The following is a 22,245-nucleotide window of genomic DNA, read 5'->3' as shown; positions in this document are numbered from 1 at the left end:
ATGAGGGTGAATTAGGCGATCGCGACCGCGGCCAGGCCCTGACGCACCCGCTCGGGTAGCGATCCGCCGTCGCTCAGCCAGTCGTCCAGGGCGATGCGCACCGCCGCCATCGCCAACGCGCCGATGAGCCGTGGCCTGGGATCCTGCGCTGCCAACCGGGGTAGCCGGGGCGCGATGAGCTCGGCGATCGCCGATTCGTACCGCACATAGATGCGCAGCGTCCAGGCGTCCAGCGTCTCGGATGACCTGGTCAGCGTGGCCAATTCACGGACCTGGTCCTCGATTTCGGCGAAGCCGAGGGCGAGCTCGTGAAAGGCGCCGACGACGGCCTCGGTGGCGGTCAGGCCCGCGGGCTGGGCGGCCAGCGCGCCGGTGATGCGGTTCAGCCAATGGGCGTTCACCCCCTCGGCCACGGCGTCCTCTTTCGAGTTGAAGTAGCGGAAGAAGGTCGCCCGCCCGATGGCTGCCGCGTCCGCGATCCGGTCCACCGTCGCACCCGCCAGACCGACGCTGCCGACCAGCTGCGCGGCCGCGTCCGCGATGCGCTGACGCGTCGCGGTGCGCCGCCGTTCCGCGAGCGAGATTCGCTCACCATCGCCACGGGAAGCTGTTGCCAACGGGTGAGACATAGTCTAAGCATAAGACTATGTCTCAAACCCTGGCGACGGGGTCGGCCGACGAGGTCGCCCCGAAGGCGCGCGCCGCGTGGCAGTTCTTCCAGCGGATGCTGGGCGACGTCACCAAGATCGTGATGGAGGACGCCGAATCCGAGCGCGAACTCCTCGAAGGCCTGCGCGTCATCGCGCGCGTCTCGTCGTTGTGCGCGCAGCTGTCCGTCGAGGCCGACCCGGACCGGCCGTCGTTCTTCGATATGTGTTCTCCGACAAGGATGATCGGCGGCCCCAATCCCGACGGCAACTATTACCTGGCGATGATTCGCGGCGACCGGCGCTACCGGATCACCGGCACCCGGGGCACCAGTGCCTACCTTGGATTCCAGATCCTCGCCGGCACCGGCCTGACCCCGCGCCGGATGGCCAACTACGTCAGCGACACCGAGTTGCAGCTGCGCGGCGACGAATTCGCGCTGGTCCTCTCGGCGGAGGAACCCGCCGATCTCGCCGGCGCCCGCTGGGTGAAGATTCCCGACGACGCATCCTCCGTCGTCGTCCGGGAATACATCGGCGACCCCGCCGCGGAGACGCTGGCCACGCTGCGCATCGACGCGCTGGACCCGGACCCCGTGGCGCCGCTGACCGACGACGAACTCGCCGATCAGTTCACCGCGATGGCGTGGTCGCTGATGAAACTCACCACGATGCACCGCACCATCAAGCCCGAGCTCTTGCAACAACCCAATACGCTGCTGACTGCCGAGGCCGCCGATCTGGGCGCCGCCGACACCACGCCGGACAACCTCTACATGATGGGGACCTTCCGGCTGGATCCCGGTCAAGCGCTGGTGCTCGACATCGAGCCGCCCGACACTCGCTACTGGAACGTCACCCTGGAAAGCGTCTGGCACGAGTGCCTGGAGCCGCGCCGGCGGCACAGCTCGGTGACCAATCGCGCGGTGCAGCCCGGCGCCGACGGGCGGGTGCGGATCGCGATCTCCGCGGAGGACTTCGGCTTCGGCCATTGGCTCGACACCGGTGGCCGCCACCGCGGGTTCATCGTGGTGCGCTGGCTGGACAACCCCGGCGCACCCGACGTCTCGGTGTCGGTCCGCGAAGGAACGGACGGGCGATGACACTGCAGGAGCGGTTCGCGCCGGAACGGCTCATCGCCACCGCCTGCGAGGAGGCCGGAAGCGACGACTTCGGCGCGGACGGGTGGCAGCCCGGGCTGCAGCGGCTCACCGACGGGCTGGTCGACGAGGCGCGACTCTCGCCCATCGGTGTGGAGATCGCCTACCTCGACGTCATGCGCGCCCTGAAGAACCGGCTCGGGGTGATCGCCTGGCGCAAACAGCATCCCGAAATCGCCGGCAAGCCAATCACTGCGCCGATCTTCATCGTCGGCCAGCCGCGCACCGGCACCACGATCCTCTACGATTTGCTCGCCCAGGACCCCGACCTGCGGGCGCCGCTGACCTGGGAGGTCGACGCGCCCTGCCCGGTCCCGCAGCCCGAGACCTACCACTCCGATCCGCGCATCGCGCAGGCGCAGGCCAGTATCGAGATGTCCGAACAGATCATCCCCGGCTTCTTGGCGTTTCACCCGATGGGCGCCCTCGTCGGGCAGGAGTGCGTGCGCATCACCGCCGGCGAGTTCACCAGCATGATCTTCTCCGTGCAGTACCGCCTGCCGGGCTACTACCGCTGGCTGCTGTATGAGGCGGATCATGCCGGCGCCTACCGATTTCACCGAACCTTCCTGCAACACCTGCAGTCCGGGGTTCCAGGCCAGTGGCTGCTGAAGTCGCCGGCGCACCTGTGGCACCTCGACGACCTGCTCGCGGAGTACCCCGACGCGCTGATCGTGCAGACCCACCGCGATCCCCTCAACGTCATCTCGTCGATCGCCGCGCTGACCCACCACCTCCGGCGGATGGGCAGCGACGAGTCGAACATCGCCGAATGCGCGGCCCAGTCCTATGAGGAGATCGTCGTCGGCCTGGACCGCGAAATGGCGCTGCGCGACGCCGGCGCCATTCCCGCCGGCCGCGTAATCGACGTGCTGTTCACCGATTTCATGAACGACCCGTGGACCACGATCGACGACATCTACCGGAAGCTGGGCCGCGAGCTGAAACCCGAGACCGCACAAAAGATGCGGGATTTCCTGGCCGCCCACCCCGGGGACGGTGGGGGCAGCCGCTACACGTGGTCGGACACCGGCCTGGACGCCGCAGAGGTCCGTGACAGGGTCGGCGGCTACCAGGACCGCTACGGGGTGCCGACGGAGCAATTGCGCTGAGGTACCCGGCGTCTCAACCCTTGTTGGCGGAACCACTGCTCGCGGGACCCGTTTCGGCCGTGAGGATTTCGCTGGCACGCTGGTCGACATACCGGGTGACGGCGTGCTGACCCGCCCCAAATACGGTCGCGAGGAGCAGGTTACCGATCAACGTGTTCGACGATCCAACGTGCAGCACATCCGCGCCCAGGATCAAGAGCCCAACGACAGCGACCAACGGGCCGAGGACCAACTTCAGTAAGCCCTGCTGGAGCGGCAGATTGAACGGACTGTGGTCCAGCGGCACCTTGGACATGGCCGGGATCGCGGTGAACAGCGCACCGACGGACCCGAAGAACATCACCAGGAAGAGGTACTGCCAGGGCGAAGCCTTGAAGCTGTCGTCGGGCAAGGTGAGAAAGTGATTGTCTCGGAACAACCGCTGGGTCACCAGGGTAACTGCGGCGAAGAACAGGCAAACCCCGGACGCCAGGATCAACCGGTTCCTGAGATACCGCGCCTCCTGGTTGCTGCGATCAGAGTTCTCGTGGGCGGTGCGCAACACACCGACGATGGATGGGCGCAGATCCGCGGTGTTGAGATGGGACGGATCCGCCAGCAACGCTTGCAGATGCTTCTGCCTCTTGTCGTCACCGTTGAGGTGCACGCTTGCATATCCCAAGGCTTCGTTTGCGCGTGCGGGCAGTTCCGTGTCGGGCAGCAGATCGACCGTGCGTTCCTCGACCTCATGAATGCGCGCCCAGGAACGCTCGATCTCGGTGCCCCACCACCACTTTCGGATGCCGACTTTGGCTTGCGACGCGATATTGGCGTCGGACAGGAGGCTGTTGATGAGGAAGGCGCGCTGCTCCTGCTCGGGACGATTCTTCAGCTCGAGGCGGGCCAGGTCGTCCAAGAGCATGATCCGACGGCGTTGGACCGTCTGCCTCCAGGGCGAGGTCGACCGCCACGACTTCGGCAGTCCCGACTCGAAGCCGTTCCACGTGTCGCCACGGACATTGGGGGTGTGCGGCGTCGAGCCGGCGTTCGGCGGTGTAGACATGGATTCCTCCCCAGGGTGAACAGGTCGGGCCAGAGAATCGCCTTGAGTTCACTCCCGGGGGCCGGGCCGCAATAGCGTAGTCGGCTACTCGCTCGTGCAGCACCCGTCGCGCACCCCTTCCGCACCCGATGACGTAGTCAACTACTCATGCGCCGGACGGATACCAGGTGGCAGATTCGCATCCACATCACCGACGACAGGAGCTGAACATGCTCATCGCGATTCTCAACCAGTCGAAGCTGGTGTCCAATGCGGACGCCGCGGTCATGACCCAAGCGATCGCCAAGCAAATCCGGATGGACGTTGCACCCCTTTGGGATCGGGCCGCCGCGGCGGTGATCTTCTACACCAACTCCAATGACGTGCCCCCGGCGGCGCACGGCATCACGCTCGTCGACACCATCAACGACCAGCCCGACGGGGTGCTCGGTTACCACACCGAGGACCGGGGCGGGAAGCTCTGGGGCGTGGTCGCGGCCAAGCCGGAACTCGACAACGGCGGGACGGCGACGAAGGGCGACTGGAGCGTCTCCAGCGTCCTGTCACACGAAGTGTTGGAGATGTTCATCGATCCCAACTGCAACCTGTGGGCCAACGACGGGCACGGCAAGGCTTACAGCTTCGAGGTGTGCGACCCGGTCGAGGCCCCGACCTACGCCGTCGACGGCGTGTCGGTGTCCAACTTCGTGACACCGGCATGGTTCGACCCGATGTCCAATCACGCGACCTCCCAATACGACAAGCTGGGTAAGCTGCACGCCCCGTTCAGCCTTCTCAAGGGCGGCTACGTCGTCTACGAGGCGGCCGGGGCCGAGCACCAAAAGTTCGGCGACGAGTTTCCCGACTGGCGCAAGGAAATGAAGTCGGGGAAATGGGCCCGCACCCGGCGCCGGCTCAGGCAGGCCGACGCGCTGCTCGCTCGGGCAACCGCTTGAAACGGCCGTAACACCGCACCCCAAAAACACGCCCAACATAGAAAGGCCGACCAATGCCGGTGCCACGCAAGACCATATCCTTCGGACAGCAGATCGCCATCGACCGCGCGGGTAACCCGTACGACTACGGCGGAAACTGGGACCCCTTCAACCGCGAGAAGGGCACCGACTGCTCGGGCTGCGTCGTCGACGAACTCGACGGTGGCATCAACGGCACCGCCATGGAATGGTCCCGCCACGGCCTCTGCACGGAGAGCTGGCGGGCGCCGTCGCACGGCGGCCAGGCCAATCCGCTCGACGGCCCATTCCACACCATCCAGGTAGCGAACCCCAGCACGTTCCCGGCCGACGCGGCGATCAAGATTGCCCTGCACCACGGGCCCGGCGGCGGGATGAACTCCCACATGTGGTGCCAGATCGGCGATCTGCGCGTGGAGACCAACGGCGACAACGGCACCGTGCTACGCGACCAGGCGATGGCGGTGGACAACCCCTACGCCAACGACTGGTGGTTCGTACCCGGCCCCATCGTCGAGGACGGCACACCGATTCCGCACCAGCCCAGCGGAGCCCGTCCCGCACCCCAAGGCGAGCCGCGGGACACGCTGTTCGCCGACGTGTCCGAGCACCAGGTGGCGGTGAGCGACGACTACGCCAACGCGACGTACCACCAGGACGGCGTTGACTGGCACTATCGCTGGCTGTCCATCAGAGCCAACGACGGCACACACCGCGACAACAACTTCGCCCACAACTACGGCTGGTGCAAGCAAGCCGCCGACGATGGCAGGCTCAACGGCTTCATCGTCTACTCCTACTGGCGCCCCGACTGGCAGGCGACGCTGGCGACCCTCCAGGATCAGGTCAACTCCAACGGCGGCCCCCACCCCAAGATGGTGGCGATGATCGACGTGGAATGCGGCGATGGGAATCCGACCTGCGACCAAAGCGCCGCGGTCAACGGCATGTACTACGGGCTGGCCAAGTGGCTCGGCGACGCGCGCCGCGTGATCGGGTATTGCAACCTCAACGACATGCGCCAGATGTGGCAGACCAGGCCGGAGCACGTGCCGATGATCATCGCCGGGTACGGCTCAAATCCCAATGATCCGGCCGTATTCAAGGTCGCGCACCAATACACCGACGGCCAAGGGTACGGAGGCGGCCTCCCCGAAGGGGCACCACCCTTCGGCAACTGCGACATGAACAGTGCGGACGGCCTGTCGCCCTCCCAGCTGGCCTCGGTGCTCGGGGTAGGCGATGCGGCACCGGTGACCCCCACGCCGCTCGTGATACCTACCGTGCCGGCGGACTATCAGCGGCTCATCTACGAGCAGCTGGCGGGGCCGGTCGGCTCGGACGGCTACGGGCACGGCTGGCCGCAGCTCGGCAACCTGACGATCGTGGACTATTTGGCCAAGTACCAGCCGGCCTTGGATGTTCTACTCGCCCAGGCCCCCCTGCCGACCAACAAAAAGGCGGCCCCCCGCATAGTGATTCCCGCGGCCGGCAACGGGGCGGCGTCGAGGCCGGCCACGTCTGCCAAGAAGGCGCCGGCACGAAAGGCCCCCGGCAGGAAGCGGTGAGACCAACACCGACAAATTACCTGCCATTCAAGGAGATTCATCGAAATGCCGCTCCCCTACAAACGCGGGTCCCATGGCCCGGAAATCGAATACTGGCAGGCATGGTTCAAGCGCGAGTACCGGGCGTACGCGCCACCGCAAGACGGCAGCTACGGCAAGGACGAAGTCGCCGCGGTCAAGGAAATGCAACGCCGCCTGGGCCTCCCGCAATCGGGAGAATTCGATACCACCACGGCCAGCCGCGTCGGCTACGTGCCACCGACCCCTGGCCTGCGGCCCATCATGTTCACTGTCGAAGGGCATAGTTCGAACATGTTCGCCGGGCCCGTCGCCGACACCGGCACGCAACTCGAGGCCGAAGGCCTCTGTCACCACCAGCCGATCGGTTACAACAACGGCCCGATCCCGTTCGACAACGCCAGCGGTGTCAACGAGTTGGCCCGGCTGATCGGCTCCGAGGTCATGGACAACCTCGTCCCCTTCCCGAAAGGGACGCCCTGGTCACTCGGCGGGTTCTCCCAAGGGGGCATCGTCATCTCCGACTTCTACTTCGACTACCTGGCGCCCGGTAAGCCGCTCGACTGGCGAACTCCGGAGCTCAAAGGCGTTCTGGCCTATGGCAATCCGGGTCGCAAGACTGACAGCATCGCGGACTGGGCCCGGCCCTGGATCACCCACGCCGGAAGCCATGGGCTGGACCCGATCCGACGATTCGGGCTACCCGGCTGCCCCGACAAGCCCGACATCTGGGTTGACGTATACCGCGAGGGCGACATCTTCGCCGAGAACACCGACGACAAATCGAGCGAGGTGAAGGCCGCCGTGTACCAGGCCGTGGCGCGCTCCGACTTCTTCTCCAACCCGTTCTCCCTCGCCGCACAGATCGCCATCCTGTTCGGGGAGCCGGTCGAGGAGGTGTTGGCGATCGTCACGGCCATCGTCAGCGGCGTGGCATTCCTGGGCGACCAGCCCAATCCGCACTACTCCCCGTACGACATCAGCGGCGGGGTCGCTTGGATGCGAGATCGGCTGCGTAGCTGAAACCGAAGCGTCGCTGTCAGCCCTGTTCGGCGGGCTCGTACCGCAGCATGGTGACGTCGTGGTCGGGGTAGTCGCAGAACACCGGCCGCACCCGCATCCCCACCCTCAGGTCTTCCGGCTCGACGTTCACCATCTCGGTGGAAAACCGCGGGCCCTCGTCCCATTCGACGATCGCCAGGAGCTGCGGAACCGCGTCGGCGAAGTGCGGGCCGACGGGTCGACGGGCCACGGTGAACGAGTACAGCGTTCCCATGCCGGATATCGCTCGCCACTCCAGGTCGTCGGCCAGCGTACGCGGCGCGCGCACCCGCGGGTAGAACACATAGCTCTGCGACGACGGCGAGTACTGGATAAGGATGCGGTGTTGCGCCAGCGCATCCCAGAACGGTGCGGTGGTAGGCGTTTTGACGGGCATGGGCCGCTCGAAAGCCATCGTCAGTCCCCCTGCAGGATCAGCGTCGTCTGCTCGGACAGGATGCCGCCGTTGCCGGACACGAAGGCGCTGTTGCAGTCGGCGACCTGTGCCGCTCCGGCCCGCCCCATGATCTGGCGGGTGGCGTCGCACACGTGGTGCATCCCGCCCGCCAATCCGGCCTGACCGAACCCCAGCTGCCCGCCGGCGGTGTTCAGCGGGAAGTCGCCGCGGAAGGTCAGGTCGTGGTCGGCGACGAACTCCATGCCGTTGCCCTTTTCGCAGAAGCCCGCGTCTTCGAGCGACAGCAGCACGGTGATGGTGTAGCAGTCGTAGATCGACACCATGTCCATCTGGTCGCGGGTCAGGTCGGTCATCGCGAAGGCGGTGTCGGCGGCCTCGGCTATCGGGGTGTGCAGCAGATCCTTGGCATAGGTCGGCGTCTTGAACGGGACGTGCTCGCCAAATCCCTTGATCCACACCGGCCGATGGCGCGACCGTCGCGCCAGGTCGGCGTTGGCCACGACGACGGCCGCGCCCCCGACGCAGGGCATCACGATCTCCAGCATGTGCAGCGGGTCGGCGATCACCGGGCTGGCCAGCACGTCCTCGATGGTGAGCGGCTTGTCCTTCCAGATCGCGCCGTCGGTGTGGTTGGCGTTGACCCGCGTGTCGACGACGAGCTTGGCCATGGCCCGCTCGTCGTAGCCGTAGATCGCCGCGTAGCGCTGCGCGACCTGACCGTAGGGGCCGTTCTGGCCCAGGTTGCCGTACGGGATCTCGAACTCGGCCTGTGGAGAGCCGTATTGGTTGCTCGACGAACCGAAATACAACGCATCGCCCAGCGATCTGGGCTTCTTGGCAGACATGGGGGTGGTGTACCGGGCGGGCAACGCGCACAGCACCGCGTCGCAGATGCCGAGCTCGACGGCGGCGGCGGCCCGCCACACCATGGCCGCGGCGCTGGCCCCACCGAGGTCGACGTGTTCGGCGAATCGCGCTCCCACGCCGAGGTATTCGGCGATGGTCGAGGGCACGAAGATCTCTGACTCGGCCAGGTGCGAGGCCACGATGCCGTCGACGACCTCGAACGGCAGTCCCGCGTCGCCCAGCGCGGCGGCGCCGAGTTCCGCCCATTGTTCGATGGCGAACGGGGCGGGCGACGCCTTGGTCATGCGTTCCGGCGGCAGCTCGACGTATCCGACGATTGCGGCTTCGCCACGTAATCCCATGCTGTGTCCTTATTTCCGGGGTAGCCCGAGAATCATCTGCGCGATGATGTTCAGCTGGATCTCCCTGGTTCCACCGCCGATCAGTTCGGCCGGGAGATGCAGGTAGGGTTCCACGACCGCGGCGTCGGCGTCATCGACCATCGCCACCTGGCCGGTCAACTGCAGCGTGGCCTCGAAGGTACGGCGCAGCAACACGTTCATCGCGACCTTGGCGATGCTCGACGCCGGGCCGGACGACTGCCCGTCGAGCAGCCGGATGGTTTCCCGCACGCCGAGCGCCCGGATGGCGTTGGTGTAGGCGTCGAGTTCGCCGAGCTCTCGCAGCGCGTCCTCACGATCCGGCCCGGGTTGTGCGGCGAGCCGGCGGAGCGCGACGGCCCGGTCGAACTTGACGTATCCACTGATGGCCGAACGCTCTTCGGCCATCGTGGCGATCGCAAGACTCCAGCCGTCGGTGGGACCGCCCAGCAACATCTCGTCCGGGACGAAGACGTCGTTGAGGAAGACCTCGTTGAAGTGCGCCTGACCGGTCGCCGTCTTGATGGGCTGGATTTCGATGCCGGGCGATTTCATATCGATGATGAAGTAACCGATGCCGCGGTGCTTGCTGGCTTCGGGGTCGGTGCGCGCCAGCAGCGCGCCCAGGTCGGCGTATTGCGCCAGCGACGTCCAGATCTTGTGGCCGTTAACCCGCCAGCCGCCCTCGACCTTGGTCGCCCTGGTGGCCAGCGAGGCGAGGTCCGAGCCGGCTCCCGGCTCACTGAACAGCTGGCACCAATGAATATCGCCGCGCTGCGTCGGCGGAATCAGCCTTTGCTGCAGCTCTTTTGGCGCCGCGGCCAGCACCGAGGGCAGGATCCACTCGGCGATGTTGAGCGAGGGCCGAACCAGCCCGGGTCGCCGGGCGAACTCCTCGTCGATGATGAGCTGTTTGAGCGGATCCGCATCGACGCCCCACGGCGCCGGCCAGTGCGGCGCCATCAGACCGGCGTCGGCGATCAATGTGCGCTGCGGCCCGGAGGCCTGGTCCGGGTAATCGCCGTGCGGAGCTGGGGTGTCGTTGCGCAACTGCATTGCCGCATCCAGCGTCTCGGACACCCAGGACCGGAAATCCGACTCGGCGGCGCCCAGATTGACCGACATGTCGCGTTGCTGGGTGCGGGTGAGTTCGCCCAGCCGTCGGGCCCAGCGATTGGCCGGACCGATCGATCCCGCCAGGCTGATGGCCCGCCGCCAGTAAAGATGCACGTCGTGTTCCCACGTGAAACCGATGGCGCCGAGCATCGTCAACGCATCGAGCACCAGGTCCGGGATCGGCGATACCGCGATCACCGCAGCCCCGGCCGCAGCGAGGCGGTGCTGGTCGGGCGGCTCGTCGGCGGCCCGCACCGCATCCCAGGCCGCCGCGGTCGCCAACTCGCTGTTGACCAAGAGCATGGCCGCGCTGTGCTGCAGAGCCTGGAACGTCCCGATCACCTTGCCGAACTGTTCCCGCGTGCGCAGGTGCGCGGTGACCGCGTCGACGCACCACTGCGCGATGCCGGCCGTCATGCTGGCCACCAGCCCCACGGCGACGCCATGCGCGCGGTCGGCGTCGATCCCGGTCAGCGCCGCCGACTCGGGGCTGTAGTCGTTCAGCCGCAGGACGCCGACGTCGGTGACCAGGTCGGTACCGTGTACGGATTCGACCGCCGCCGCGGGTTTTTGGGTGTCAACCAGCACCCACGTGAGCTCGCCGTCCTCGGCTCGGGCCGCCACCAGGATCACCCGCGCCGAACACACGCCCGCGGTGACGTCCGACTCTCCGGTGAGCAGCCATCCCTGGCCATCGGCCCGCGCACGGAAGTCTCCGCCGTCGGGAAGGACGACCGCCGCGGGTAACCCGGAAGCGAGCTCCCGCAGCAGTGATTCGGCCGTCGGCGTCGGATCCGCCAGCAGCGCAACGGCTCCCGCCGTCACGGTGGGCAGCAACGGGCCGGGCAGCAACGTCTTGCCCGCCGCTTCGAGTACACATGCCGCGTCGATCAGCCGGCCACCCTGCCCACCGAGGCGCTCCGGCAGGTGCACCGCGTGAAAGCCACTGGCGGCCAGGGCGTCCCACCAAGCCGGGAGCCGTCCCGCCGCCAGTGCGTCGAAACTGTCGCGGGTCTCGGCGATCGGGGCGTGCCGGGTGGCGAACTGGACGACGGCGTCGCTGACGGCCTGCTGCTCGGGGCTCAGTCCTAGCGTCATCGCGGCGAGCCCACGCGGCTGAGACGACACGCCATCGAAGACCGCTACCCTTTCCATACAAGACGAACCGTCTCGTCTTGTGGCAGACTACCGGTGGTAGTCGGGATATGTAAAGCGGGCCAGCGCAGCAGTGAGGATCTTCAAATGCCAAGCGATCTCACCCGGGTGAGCCCGCCGAGGCGCCGCAGTGAAAGGTCGCGCACGGCAATCGTCACCGCCACCCGTGAGCTGCTGCTCGAGCGCGGCTTCGACGGGCTGACCATCGAGGCGGTCGCCGCCCGGGCGGGCGTGGGAAAGCAGACCATCTATCGCTGGTGGCCCAGCCGTCCCGCCCTTGTCGCCGACGTCATGCTCGAGGACGCCGACAAGATCCTGGCGTCGGTCGACCACACCGATGACGTGTCCGCCGACCTGGTGCGGTGGGTGGGCAGGCTCGTCGCGAGCCTGACCACGGCGCGCGGGATGGCCATGCTGCGGATCTTGACCGTCGCCGGCATGGAGCACGAGGAGACCGCCGTCAAGCTGCGTGCCGGGTTCAGCGCGCCGCTGCACGACAGCGTCCGGGCTCGGCTCGTCGCCGAAGGGGTCGAGGCGGCTGCCGCGGAGTCGGCGGCGGACGCCATCGTGGGCGGCGTGGTGTACCCGATACTGTCTGAGCCGCAACAATATTCACGACGCCGGGCCGAACGCACTACCCGGATCATCGTCGGGGCGCTCGGGCCGCGCCCCCGACCATGACCGCAGTGGGCGCAACAACGCGTTCTTCTTGTAGTAGTGCTCCGCCATGCGTCGCATGATGTCGTCGAGCAGGGTAACCGCGTCGTTGAGGTAGGGGCCCTTGTTCAGCATCACGCACTCGGCCCGCTCGCTCATCGCCGCGTCGCTGATCTCGGCCCGCGACGGGAGTCCGGTCTTGGCGAGCTGCTCGAGCACCTGGGTCGCCCAGATCACCGGAAGGTGGGCGGCCTCGCACAGCCACAGGATTTCCTCCTGCAGCTCGGCCATGCGGTCATAGCCGCACTCGACGGCGAGATCGCCTCGCGCGATCATCACGCCGACCCGGGGCCGGCGCATCGCGGTCAGCAGCAGCTGTGGCAGGTGCTCGAACGCGCGCCGGTTTTCGATTTTGAGCACGATGCCCAAGTGGCCCCCGCCGAGCCGATCGAGCTCACGCAGCAGCCGCTCGACATCCGCCGGGGTGCGAACGAACGACATATCGACAAGGTCCGCGAGTTCGACCACCGCCGAGAGGTCGGCGACGTCGCGGTCGGTGATCGCCGATATCGGCAGGTCGGTATCGGGCATGTTGACGCCCTTGCCCGCCTTCAGGCGGGCTTCCCCTTGCGCCGGGTGATCGATGCGCACGGTGAGGACGTCGTGGTCGACCGACAGCACCCGCCCGCCGATCTTGCCGTCGTCGAAGTGAACCGCGTCGCCCGGCTGAGCGTGATCGAACGCCTCGGGCAGCGTGCAGCCGATTCGCGAAATGCGGTGCCGACCCTCGACCGGGGCCGGTGAACAGTCGCCGGTCAGCTGCACGAGATCCCCGGCGCGCAAGACCAAGCTCTGTTCCGTTTGGGGGAGCGGCCCAACTTCGGCCGGTTCCCCGCCGCCGTCGGGGCGCAGCGCCGTTCCGGTTTCCAGGTAGGTCGTCTGGCGCGCGGCCATCACGAATCCGCCCCAGGCGGGCGTGTCAACGCCCTCGAGCACCAGGCGGCGCCTGGATCCGCGGGCGTCCCGCAAGACCAGCACATCCCCGGCGGCCCGGTTGGTCAGCCACGCCCGCGGCACCGTAATCACCGCCATACCGGCTTGCGGCGGACCCATCGGGTCCTCGGTCGACGTCAGCCAGGCCCGCGCGGGGCTGACGACCTGACCGAGCGTGTTTCGCTGTGGTCGCAATTTGATGACGCGTGGTCCCGGTTCCAGCGGCCCGGTCCGTAGCTTCGGTCCGGCCAGATCCATTGCCACCAAACATGTTTCGCCCGCGCCCGCAGCCGCGTCCCGGACGTGGTGCGCCATCGCACGCCATGCCTGTGGGTCGTCGTGGGCGCAGTTGATCCGCGCGATGTTCATGCCGCGGTCCACCAATCCGCGGACCAAGCCGGCCTCGGTCGCGGCCTCCGACGGCAGCGTGACCATGATGCGGGTGCCGCGATGCGGCGGTTCGGGGCCCAGCAGCTCCACGGTGTGACGCCGCAGGGTCTCGGCCCCCCGCTCGATCGGCACCGCCGCCGGTGCGGGCGGCTGCCACCTTCCGTCCACGATGGCAGCGATCGCCGAGCGGACCGCCGAAAGCGTGGCTTGGACGTGTGATTCACTGCGACCCAGCGACGAAAGCCCGAACATTGCCAGGCCCGTCTGAAGCTCCCGCAGGTCGAACTGGCGAATAGCCCAGTAATGCACCAGGTTCCGCGCACTCGGCCGGTTTTCGGGCGCGACAGCGGATATCCATTCCGCCCACGCCAGCTCGGCGTCCGCCAATCGGGTCAACAGGCCGTCGACCGTGTCGAGCAAACCGACCAGTCGCCGGGTGGTCGCCGGTTCGGCCGGTGGCGCAACACCGTCCTGGGTCCCGCTCAGCCGGTCGGCCATGTGCTCGGTGGGCACGAAAACTCCTCGTTTGGTGGTCTCGCGGCCACACGGTGTTAACGTCGGTGTAACGGTTCTCGACGCGAATGATCAAGGCAGACATGAGATTACTGATTCTTCATGGGTTTGCTGCAGAGGAATTGGTCCCCAATCCGTGCCGGCGCCGGGCTCCCGCTAAGCTTTCGCGCAGCGCCAGAAACCTTCAGCGATGGCTGGTTTTGCGCCTGAGGAGCGGCCGTGGACGAAGACTGTCTGAAGCTCACCACCTATTTGGCAGAGCGGCGACGAACCGACGAGGGCTTCGTTTCCGATGTGCTGCTCGGGCTGTACCGACGGCACCGAATTGCCACCAGCATCGTGCTGCGCGGCATCGGCGGGTTCGGTACGGGGCGCAACCTGCGAACGGATGAGTCCCTGACGCTGTCCGAGGATCCGCCCGTGGCGATCATCGCGGTCGACACCAAAACGACAATCGAGGCGCTGCTCGATCCGGTGCTCGCGATCAAGCAGCGCGGCCTTCTCACTTTGGAACGCGCGCGTCTGCTGCGCGACGGCATCGGAGGGCTGGAGCTGCCGGAGGAATTGCGTGAAGCGGTCAAGTTGACGATTTACGTCGGGCGCAAGGAGCGCGTCGACGGTGTGCCGGCCTACATCGCTCTCTGCGAGCTGCTGCACCGTCGCCGCATCGCCGGCGCATCGGTGTTTCTGGGCGTGGACGGCGTCACCCACGGGCACCGGCAACGCGCGCGCTTCTTCGGGCGCAATGCCAACGTCCCGATGATGGTCGTGGCCGTCGGGTCCGGCGACCGCATCGGCCGGGTGCTGCCGGAGCTGGGCGAGCTGCTCCGGCAGCCCATGTTCACGCTCGAACGGGTCCGGGTGTGCAAGCGCGACGGCGAATTACTGGAACGGCCGCACGCCTTGCCCGGCGTTGACGAACACGGCCTGCCGCTGTGGCAGAAGCTGATGATCTACACGTCCGAATCGGCGCTTCATGGCGGTGTGCCGATCCACCGCGCGCTGGTCCAGCGGCTTCGTCAGCGGGAATCCCCCGACGGCGCCACGGTGGTCCGGGGAATCTGGGGTTACCACGGGGATCATCAACCCCACGGCGACACGCTGCTTTCGCTGCGCCGCCGCGTCCCGGTTGTCACCATCATCATCGACACGCCGGCCAACATCGCCGACTGTTTCGACGTGGTCGACGAACTCACCCGCGACGACGGATTGGTGACCAGCGAAATGGTCCCCGCTTTGGTGTCGGACGACGGCGACGCCGGCCGGGGCGGCCCGCCGATGGCGAACCATCACTACTGACGCGTGGGGGTCAGCCGGCGACGGAAGCGTCGTAGATCGACTGGATCGACTTGTCCAGCGTCGCGTTGAACTGCTCGTCGGACTGGTCGACCGAAAGGCCCTCGGTGAGTGCGCGGCTGAAGCTGGCGATCAACCCCGAGTTCTTCGCCAGCAGCTCGTTGGCCTCCTCGCGGGAGTAGCCGCCGGACAGGGCGACCACCCGCATCACCTTCGGGTGTTCGAGGAGGGGACGGTAGAAGTTGACCTCGGTCGGCAGGCTCAGCTTGAGCATCACCCGCTGACCGTCGGGCACCGTTTCGAGCTGCTTGGCGATCTCGTCGCGCAGGATGCCCTCGGCCTCGGCCTTGTCGGAGATCGAGATGGTGACCTCGGGTTCGATGATGGGCACCAGCCCGTGCGACAACACCTGCAGGGCGACCTCGAACTGCTGGGCGACCACCGCGGCGATGCCCTTTTGGTTGGCGCCGCCGATCACCGACCGTTCCTTGGTGCCGAACACGCCCTTGCCCACCGCCCGCTCCAGCAGATCGTCCAGACCGGGCATCGGCTTCATCAGCTGCACGTCGTCGGACGCCTCCGCCAGGCCCTTGTCGATCTTGAGGATGGGCACCACGCCCTTGGTCTCCCAGAGGTAGGTGGTCGACGGCTTGCCCTCGATGTCGCGGTCCATGGTCTGCTCGAACAGGATCGCCGCCAGCACCCTGTCGCCGGTGAACGCCGGGGAGGTGATGATCCGCGAGCGCATCTCGTGGATGAGGTCGAACATCTCCTTCTCGCCGGAGTACGCGTCCTCCTCGATGCCGTATAGGCGCAGCGCCTTGGGCGTCGAGCCCCCGCTCTGGTCGAGCGCTGCAATGAACCCTTTGCCCGATGTCATCCGGTCGGCTTGCTGCTGGTTCGGCATGGAACTTCCCCACTCCCTCGTGGCACTGTCGGGTGCCGATCATATTCGTCCCATCAGGGCGCGGGCAGCCAGGTCGTCACTCGGTCCCGTACGCGCGGGTGTTCGCGCCGTGCCCCGCTTCAGCGCGGCTTCAGCGCTTCCACGACCTCGTCCGCAGTGAGGATGGCGCCGGCGTAGTTCGGGATATTGACCTCGAGCGCGGCGTGCATCTCCCTGTCCGAATAGCTTGCGGTCGCGTCCTTGACCACCGTGACGTCGTAGCCGAGTTCGGCGCCGTACCGAACGGTCGCCTCGAGGCAGGTGTGCGCGATGAGCCCCATCATGATCAGGCGATGGATGCCGTGTTTCTTGAGTAGCAGGTCCAAGTCGGTGTTGGCGAAACCGCTGGAACACCAGTGCTCTTGGGCGACGAGGTCACCCGGCTGGGGTTCGAACCCGGGGTGCAGCTCACCGCCCCAGGTTCCATATTCGAACGTCCTGCGCGACCACGCGGCTTTCTGGATCGGCGCGATGTACTTCCAGGTCTCGTAGTCGCCGGGCCGATACCGGTGGTGCAGCGCGTAGAAAACGCGGATGCCCGCGGCCCGCGCGGCGTCGAGGACTTGGCGCATGTGCGGAACGCACCCGGTGGCTTCGGCAACGCCCTTGAGGCGATCCCACACTTTTCCGCCCTCGGAGATGAAGTCGTTGTACGGATCGATCACCACGAGGCCGGTGAGGTCCTTCTCGTACGTCACGCCGGTCATATTCGCACGACGCGGCCGCGTCACACCGCGGTCTCGTCCTCCTGCCGTGCGGCCCGCTTCGTCGGCCAGACCGCCATGCGGTCCAAGAGCCCGTCGCGCAGCACAAGCGTGTGAAACAGCACCGCGCAGACGTGGGCGGTGAACGTCAGGAACAGCAGGAAGGCCCCCGCGTTGTGGGCCTGGCGGAGCGCCGCGTACACGTCGAGGTTGTGCGGCGCGATGCCCGGCAGCTGAACCGGCCCCGCCAGGGTGATCGGGAATCGCGCCGCCGAGAGCATGGCCCACCCGATCAGGGGCTGCAGCAGCAACAGCGCGTACAGCAGGTATTCCGACCAGGACGCGATGCGGCGTTCGGCGCGGCTCATGGTGGCGAGGAAGGGCGGCAGCCGGTGGGTGAGCCGATTCACCAGCCGCACGACGGCGAACGCGAGGATCAACACCCCCAACGGCCGATGGATGGCCAGCAGCAGCGGGTAGTAGCTCAACGAAGCGATCATGATCACGCCGATGAGCAGCTGCGCGATCACCATCGGCGCCATCAGCCAGTGCAGGATCCGGGAAGGTAGGGCGAAACGACTTGGCGCGGTAGTGGTTTCCTTCGCCTGGGCGGTCACGCGAGCACCTTGCCCACATTGACCTCGCTGGGCGACTTGGGCTCCTCGGCGCGGCGCGTGAAGGAGCGCGCGTACACGGCCGATCTCGCCGGGGGCAGCGGATCGTCGGATGCGGCGATGCCGTCCGGCAGCACCAACGGGTCGAAATTGATATCGCGCGCGTTGCCGGCCTGCTCGGTCTGCACCGCGGCGATGGTGATGGTGCCGGCGTCGATCGACCGCCGCGATTGCGGCCACGGCTTGGTGGCGTCACTGGTCGGATCGCCCGGCTCACCGATGGTGAGCACCAGCCGCCACTTCAGTGGCCCCTGCGCCAGCGCGCGGATGAGGTCATCGAAAAGGTAGTCCTTGCCGCGCGGTGGCGGCGGGCCGCCGTCCCCGACGGCACTCTGCGGAACGACCGACCACCGCACCGGAACGGTCGCGCCGGCGCGGTTGGTGAACCAGAAAGCGTTCAGACCGTAGAACGTGCTGTCCGCGAATCCCGCACTGGGCGGCGACTGCTTGATGATCTTCATTGCCGCGACGGTCTCGGGATGGCGATCGAGGAACGCGGCCATCTTCTGCGGGTCGGGCTTGCCGGTCCCGGGCAGGGGTTTGAACGCGAGCAAGCGCTCGTAGAAGCCCTCGGGGGTGCTGTCGGTGAAGACGGGCAGGTTGATCATCGCGGTGCGCCACTGCTGACCGCCCGCCTGGAACAGCAGCCCGAGACCGCGCACCGTGTCGGACTTGTCGGCCTGATCCGGCAGGCCCCCACCCAGCGAGAACCGGCCGACGAGCGGAACGGTGCCCGCCCGGAAGACCGCCGCCCGGCAGATGGCCGCGCCCGCCCCGTTGCTCGCAAAAAACCCGGTGGCCGCCAGCCCTTTGGCGTGGTTTCGCCGAAAACCGTCATGGCGGCCGGCGACCTGTTCGAAGCGATCGGCGAACCGCGCGGGGGTCAGCGGTGGCGGTGTGCCCGGCCGCAGCCAGCCGCCGGCGTAGGCGAACCCGCCGACATCCACCGCCGCGAATCCCGCGACCGCACCCATGCCGAGCAGGGCGCTTCGTCGGGTCAGCGCGAGGCGGCGCGCGGGCTCGGTCGCACCGGTCTCGTCGTCCGGCTTGCCATCGTGATCACCGGGCTCCATGCCCACCGTCCTTCTCCCACTTTCCGGGCCAAACCGCGCAGCCCTGGGCACGAACTCGGTGGACGCATTCACCCACGAGAGGCTGCCGTGCGCAACATCTGCGGCGAGGATCGCGCACATCCGGACTACGGCAATGCCCCGGCATTCGTTCAGTTGGATTGGTCACAAAGCGAGGGCTGCAACCGTCGTTTTCGCCATGGCCTAAAATTGTTTGAACACGTGCGGCTGCGCCTCCGCCTAGCGGTGCAGAAGAGATGGAATGTTTCTCCCCAGTAAGGCGTGTTGCGCGGGTTGAGTCGACAGCCCCGGCTTGGCGAAGGCTGTGTGATCCTTGGTGTCCCGCACGGGGCGAATGTGAGTGACGAAGCATGATCGAACAATCGGGCAATTCAGTCGATCCGACGACCTTCGACGTCGGAAAACACCAGGTGGACGACGCGGTCGTGCTGACCGTCTCGGGTGAAGTGGACATGCTCAGCGCGCCGCGGCTCGCTGAGGCGGTACGCACCGCACTGGCCGCGGAACCGCCGGCTCTGGTCATTGACCTGACCAAGGTGGATTTTCTGGCCTCGGCCGGGATGACCGTCCTGGTCACGGCCCAGGCCGAGGTCGCGCCGCCCACGCGATTCGCGGTGGTCGCGAACGGGCCGGCCACCAGCCGGCCGATCAAGCTCATGGGCCTGGACAACGTCTTGGCGCTCTACAGCACGCTCGACAGCGCGCTGAGCCGTATCGCCGATGGGTGAACCCTGACAGAGTGAGGATGCAGCTGGGCGATGGGACGCTCTGAACGTGGGCCCGATGAGGTGTCCGACATCGATGATCGATCCCGCTTCGTGCGCAGGCGGGTGGCCGCCGACGCGCGAAGCGCCGCTCGGACCCGAGCCGAGTTCGGGATGTGGCTCGGTAGGCACTTCAGGCTGGGTGCCGAGCGCGGCAACGACCTGCTCCTCGCGGTGGACGAAGCGCTGGCCAACGCGGCCGAATTCGCCTATGTCGACGCGGCGCGGCGCGGGACCGTGGACCTCAGCGCAACCTACGACGACGCGGCCGACACCCTCGCCGTGACCGTCAATGACCGCGGCCGGTGGCGCCAGCAGGCGCCCGAACCTGCCACCATGCCGCCCCGACCACAGGTCCGGGGGCGCGGCATTCCGCTGATGCGGGCGCTCGCCGATCGGGTGACCATCGACCGCAGCCCCCAGGGGACGCATGTCACCTTGGTGTGGACCGGCTTGTCACGACAGGTCCAGCGGTCCGACGCCTGAAACAACGCCTCAGGTGGCGGGCGCGAGGACCTGCTGGATGCGTTCGTCGCGGGGCAGGACGGGACCGTCGTCGAGGAGTTCCTCGACACCCAGCTCGGTGAGACCCGCTTTCGTCATGAGCGAGGTGCCGTAGGCGGCGAGCACGAGCTTTTGGTCGTCGCTGTGGCCATCGTCGATCAGCATCGCGCCGATGAGACAGATGACGGCCATCTTGTAGGCGTTGAACGCCCGGTACCACGGGCGATTTTGGATCGCGACCCCGCCGGAAGACTCGTAGTGCGCGAGCAGGGCATCGACGCCGGGGGCCGCGGGGTGGGTGTTGATGCCGACGGGCTGCATCCACAGCATCTCGAACCAGCCGATGTCGGTCAGCGGATCGCCGACCGTGGTCATCTCCCAGTCGAAGACCGCGCTGACCTCGCCGCCGACGAACGCGAAGTTGCCCGGTTTGGCGTCGCCGTGCACCAGGGTGACGTTCGGGCACGGCTCGGGCTTGCCTGCCCGCAGCGTCTGCTGCAGCCGTTCGAGGGCGGGCAGGCGACCGCGCTTGACCCGGTCCAGCTCCGCCCCCCAGTGGTCGAGTTCGCGGTCTAAATGGTCGGCACCGCTGTCGAAGGCGTCGAGCCCGGTGCGTGCGAGGTCGACGGTGTGGATGGCCGCGAGTTGCTCGACCAGGCTCTGACACATCCGCACCACCACCGAGTCGGCGACGTCGGTGGGCGGCTCCATCTCGTAGACCTGGCCGGCGGCCCGCTCCATCACGAAGAAGGGCCTCCCGAGCACCTCGCCGGTTTCCTCGAGCCAGAGCGCCCGCGGAACCCGCACCTCGGTGTTCGCCAGCGCTCGCAGGATGGTGAACTGGCGCACCAGGTCGTAGGGCTCGAGCAGCGCCGGTGGTTTGGGTCGCAGGCGCAGCACCGCGTCCTGGCGGTGGTCCCGGTCGCCGCGCCGGGTGACGATGCTCAGCATCATCATTTCGGCGGAATGCCCGAAGTTCACCCGGTCAAGGCCTTCGACGCGAACGTCGTCGGCGTCGGGCAGCTGCGCGGCCAGCCACGCCGCCAGGCGCTGACTCACGTGGGCGTCCAGCATCATTGACTGACTCGTTTCCCGTCTGCCGGCAGGCGCTCCACCGGGGTCTTGTCCTGGGTGAACGCGGACATGTCCATCGCGGACCAGTTGGGGTAGCGACGGTAGCCGTGCCCCCCGACCAGCAATTCGAAGATGCCCCAACCGGTATCGCCGTCCTGCTCGAAGCGCATCAGCTGATCGAGCGCCATCGACTTGCCCTCGGTCTCGCCCAGCTCCCCGGAATCGGCGCTGTCCCAGTGGAAATGGATGAAATAGCCACCGCCGCCCAGATCCTCGTACTCGCAGTGCGCCATCGGCAGCCCGTAGTAGGCGTTGACGTGCTGGTGTGCAGCGTCGGCGAAGACGCGGTAGGCCTTGCCGTCCTCGTCGGTGAACAGCAGCACCGCGCGGGCCGGGCGCTTGCGGTCGCCGTCGAATTCCACGTCGTGTTCGATCTTGACGAATCGCTTCGACAGCGTGCCGTCGGTGCGCGTGACGCCGCCGTCGACGTATTTGACTGTGCCGTCGGCCGATTCGATGACCCAGGCCTCGATGGCGTAGTCATCGAACCCGGCGTCGAGCCACAGCCAGAAGTCGATCTTGTCCGAGACGCGCACCCCGAACGTGCGGTCGCGGCCGCCGTGAAACCCGTCGACGCTGATCCGTTCGCCGTCGATCTGCACCCAGCCGCTCCATCGCCCGGGCTCCTTCATGTGATACATGTCGGCCAGCGTCTGGCCGTCCTCCCCGCGCACCTTCATGGGCAACAGCTCCCACATCGGGGCGGTGGGCTGGTAGTACAGCTCCCACTCGATTCCCGAGTTGTTCGGTTCGACGTCGAGCCGCCACTTCTTCATCGGCTCCACGCAGGTCCAGCGCATCGGTCCGGCACGCAGGTCCGCGCGGTCGTCGCCGGTCACCGGCCGGCCGGCCAACAGATCCCAGTGCCGGCCGTCGGCCAGACTGACCTTGACGTAACCCAGCCCGCCGGCGGTGTTCGGGTTGTTGCCGTAGCCGCTGGCCAGCAGCATCGTGCCGTCCGGCGACGCGGCGAAGAAGTAGCACCGATCCGACCACGTCGGATCGGGATCGTGCACCTGGTCGAAGGTCGTCGGGAGCTGGTGGGTGAACGACTCGTCGGCGGCGGAGTACCCCATCATTGCCCTCTCTGTCGTGCTGAGCGCTTGTGCCACATCATGATTCG

General features: G+C 67.2%; 21 protein-coding genes. 9 read left to right on the top strand and 12 right to left on the bottom strand.

Features of this window, described 5'->3' with window-relative positions; all coding sequences use genetic code 11:
- Positions 1-11: 11 nt before the first annotated feature.
- Complete coding sequence (locus A5787_RS14765; RefSeq protein WP_066968063.1) at positions 12-629, bottom strand: TetR family transcriptional regulator; 618 nt, start codon at positions 627-629, stop codon at positions 12-14.
- 17 nt (positions 630-646) lie between these two features.
- On the opposite strand from A5787_RS14765, the gene A5787_RS14760 reads away from it, so the two are divergent.
- Together A5787_RS14760 and A5787_RS14755 are read left to right on the top strand one after the other, a co-directional pair.
- Positions 647-1,750: a DUF1214 domain-containing protein gene (locus A5787_RS14760; RefSeq protein ID WP_066968060.1), complete on the top strand. Its 1,104-nt coding sequence runs from the start codon at positions 647-649 to the stop codon at positions 1,748-1,750.
- Positions 1,747-2,919 (top strand): sulfotransferase, encoded by a 1,173-nt coding sequence (locus tag A5787_RS14755; RefSeq protein WP_066968058.1) that lies wholly within the window; start codon positions 1,747-1,749, stop codon positions 2,917-2,919. Before A5787_RS14760 ends, A5787_RS14755 begins: the two co-directional genes overlap by 4 nt.
- A 13-nt stretch (positions 2,920-2,932) precedes the next feature.
- Here A5787_RS14755 and A5787_RS14750 read toward each other — a convergent pair whose 3' ends face one another.
- Positions 2,933-3,814: a hypothetical protein gene (locus A5787_RS14750; RefSeq protein ID WP_156763949.1), complete on the bottom strand. Its 882-nt coding sequence runs from the start codon at positions 3,812-3,814 to the stop codon at positions 2,933-2,935.
- 356 nt (positions 3,815-4,170) lie between these two features.
- On the opposite strand from A5787_RS14750, the gene A5787_RS14745 reads away from it, so the two are divergent.
- From A5787_RS14745 to A5787_RS14735, 3 genes are read left to right on the top strand one after another with little or no spacing between them, the layout of a single operon-like run.
- Positions 4,171-4,896: a hypothetical protein gene (locus A5787_RS14745; protein ID WP_066968051.1), complete on the top strand. Its 726-nt coding sequence runs from the start codon at positions 4,171-4,173 to the stop codon at positions 4,894-4,896.
- Between the two features lie 53 nt (positions 4,897-4,949).
- Complete coding sequence (locus tag A5787_RS28195) at positions 4,950-6,482, top strand: hypothetical protein (RefSeq protein ID WP_066968048.1); 1,533 nt, start codon at positions 4,950-4,952, stop codon at positions 6,480-6,482.
- Positions 6,483-6,527: 45 nt separating this feature from the next.
- A complete protein-coding gene (locus A5787_RS14735) occupies positions 6,528-7,523 on the top strand; it encodes a peptidoglycan-binding domain-containing protein (RefSeq protein ID WP_082977231.1) in 996 nt (331 codons plus the stop codon).
- A 16-nt stretch (positions 7,524-7,539) separates the two neighbouring features.
- Here the strand turns inward: A5787_RS14735 and A5787_RS14730 are convergent, their stop codons facing one another.
- The 3 genes from A5787_RS14730 to A5787_RS14720 are packed head-to-tail and all read right to left on the bottom strand — an operon-like array spanning position 7,540 to position 11,399.
- Positions 7,540-7,956 carry a Zn-ribbon domain-containing OB-fold protein gene (locus A5787_RS14730; protein ID WP_066968045.1) on the bottom strand — a complete coding sequence of 139 codons (417 nt, stop codon included), beginning with the start codon at positions 7,954-7,956 and terminating at the stop codon, positions 7,540-7,542.
- A gap of 2 nt (positions 7,957-7,958) precedes the next feature.
- Positions 7,959-9,167 carry a thiolase family protein gene (locus A5787_RS14725; protein ID WP_066968043.1) on the bottom strand — a complete coding sequence of 403 codons (1,209 nt, stop codon included), beginning with the start codon at positions 9,165-9,167 and terminating at the stop codon, positions 7,959-7,961.
- A 9-nt stretch (positions 9,168-9,176) separates the two neighbouring features.
- Positions 9,177-11,399 (bottom strand): acyl-CoA dehydrogenase, encoded by a 2,223-nt coding sequence (locus A5787_RS14720; RefSeq protein WP_066968040.1) that lies wholly within the window; start codon positions 11,397-11,399, stop codon positions 9,177-9,179.
- 144 nt (positions 11,400-11,543) lie between these two features.
- On the opposite strand from A5787_RS14720, the gene A5787_RS14715 reads away from it, so the two are divergent.
- Entirely contained in the window at positions 11,544-12,137 is a 594-nt protein-coding gene (locus tag A5787_RS14715; RefSeq protein ID WP_066968037.1) for a TetR/AcrR family transcriptional regulator, read from the top strand.
- Here the strand turns inward: A5787_RS14715 and A5787_RS14710 are convergent.
- Complete coding sequence (locus tag A5787_RS14710; RefSeq protein WP_231993992.1) at positions 12,069-14,009, bottom strand: pyruvate kinase; 1,941 nt, start codon at positions 14,007-14,009, stop codon at positions 12,069-12,071. The genes A5787_RS14715 and A5787_RS14710 overlap by 69 nt on opposite strands.
- A gap of 219 nt (positions 14,010-14,228) precedes the next feature.
- Here A5787_RS14710 and A5787_RS14705 point away from each other — a divergent pair, with 219 nt between their 5' ends.
- The gene (locus A5787_RS14705) at positions 14,229-15,308 is read left to right on the top strand and encodes a DUF190 domain-containing protein (RefSeq protein WP_066968034.1); all 1,080 of its coding nucleotides are present in this window, start codon (positions 14,229-14,231) and stop codon (positions 15,306-15,308) included.
- Between the two features lie 10 nt (positions 15,309-15,318).
- On the opposite strand, the gene A5787_RS14700 is transcribed toward A5787_RS14705, so the two are convergent.
- The 4 genes from A5787_RS14700 to A5787_RS14685 all read right to left on the bottom strand — a co-directional run bounded on the left by A5787_RS14700 (position 15,319) and on the right by A5787_RS14685 (position 18,702).
- A complete protein-coding gene (locus A5787_RS14700) occupies positions 15,319-16,212 on the bottom strand; it encodes a fructose bisphosphate aldolase (RefSeq protein WP_066968031.1) in 894 nt (297 codons plus the stop codon).
- Between the two features lie 119 nt (positions 16,213-16,331).
- Positions 16,332-16,949: an isochorismatase family cysteine hydrolase gene (locus A5787_RS14695; RefSeq protein ID WP_231993990.1), complete on the bottom strand. Its 618-nt coding sequence runs from the start codon at positions 16,947-16,949 to the stop codon at positions 16,332-16,334.
- A gap of 29 nt (positions 16,950-16,978) precedes the next feature.
- Positions 16,979-17,572 carry a cytochrome b gene (locus A5787_RS14690; RefSeq protein WP_066968019.1) on the bottom strand — a complete coding sequence of 198 codons (594 nt, stop codon included), beginning with the start codon at positions 17,570-17,572 and terminating at the stop codon, positions 16,979-16,981.
- On the bottom strand, positions 17,569-18,702 hold the full coding sequence (locus A5787_RS14685) for a catalase family peroxidase (RefSeq protein ID WP_304441156.1): 1,134 nt from the start codon (positions 18,700-18,702) through the stop codon (positions 17,569-17,571). Before A5787_RS14685 ends, A5787_RS14690 begins: the two co-directional genes overlap by 4 nt.
- Before the next feature lie 368 nt (positions 18,703-19,070).
- On the opposite strand from A5787_RS14685, the gene A5787_RS14680 reads away from it, so the two are divergent.
- Positions 19,071-19,448 (top strand): STAS domain-containing protein, encoded by a 378-nt coding sequence (locus A5787_RS14680; RefSeq protein ID WP_066968017.1) that lies wholly within the window; start codon positions 19,071-19,073, stop codon positions 19,446-19,448.
- Between the two features lie 30 nt (positions 19,449-19,478).
- Positions 19,479-19,970, top strand: a complete 492-nt coding sequence (locus A5787_RS14675) for an ATP-binding protein (RefSeq protein ID WP_066968015.1) — start codon at positions 19,479-19,481, stop codon at positions 19,968-19,970.
- 9 nt (positions 19,971-19,979) lie between these two features.
- Here the strand turns inward: A5787_RS14675 and A5787_RS14670 are convergent, their stop codons facing one another.
- Both A5787_RS14670 and A5787_RS14665 read right to left on the bottom strand, forming a co-directional pair.
- The gene (locus A5787_RS14670) at positions 19,980-21,065 is read right to left on the bottom strand and encodes a phosphotransferase family protein (RefSeq protein WP_066968008.1); all 1,086 of its coding nucleotides are present in this window, start codon (positions 21,063-21,065) and stop codon (positions 19,980-19,982) included.
- Entirely contained in the window at positions 21,062-22,198 is a 1,137-nt protein-coding gene (locus tag A5787_RS14665) for a hypothetical protein (protein ID WP_197507143.1), read from the bottom strand. The genes A5787_RS14670 and A5787_RS14665 overlap by 4 nt, the downstream gene beginning before the upstream one ends.
- Positions 22,199-22,245: the final 47 nt, after the last annotated feature.

The organism is Mycobacterium sp. 852002-50816_SCH5313054-b, from assembly GCF_001667185.1.
Classification (GTDB): domain Bacteria; phylum Actinomycetota; class Actinomycetes; order Mycobacteriales; family Mycobacteriaceae; genus Mycobacterium.
This window is presented reverse-complemented; position numbering and strand designations above follow the sequence as displayed.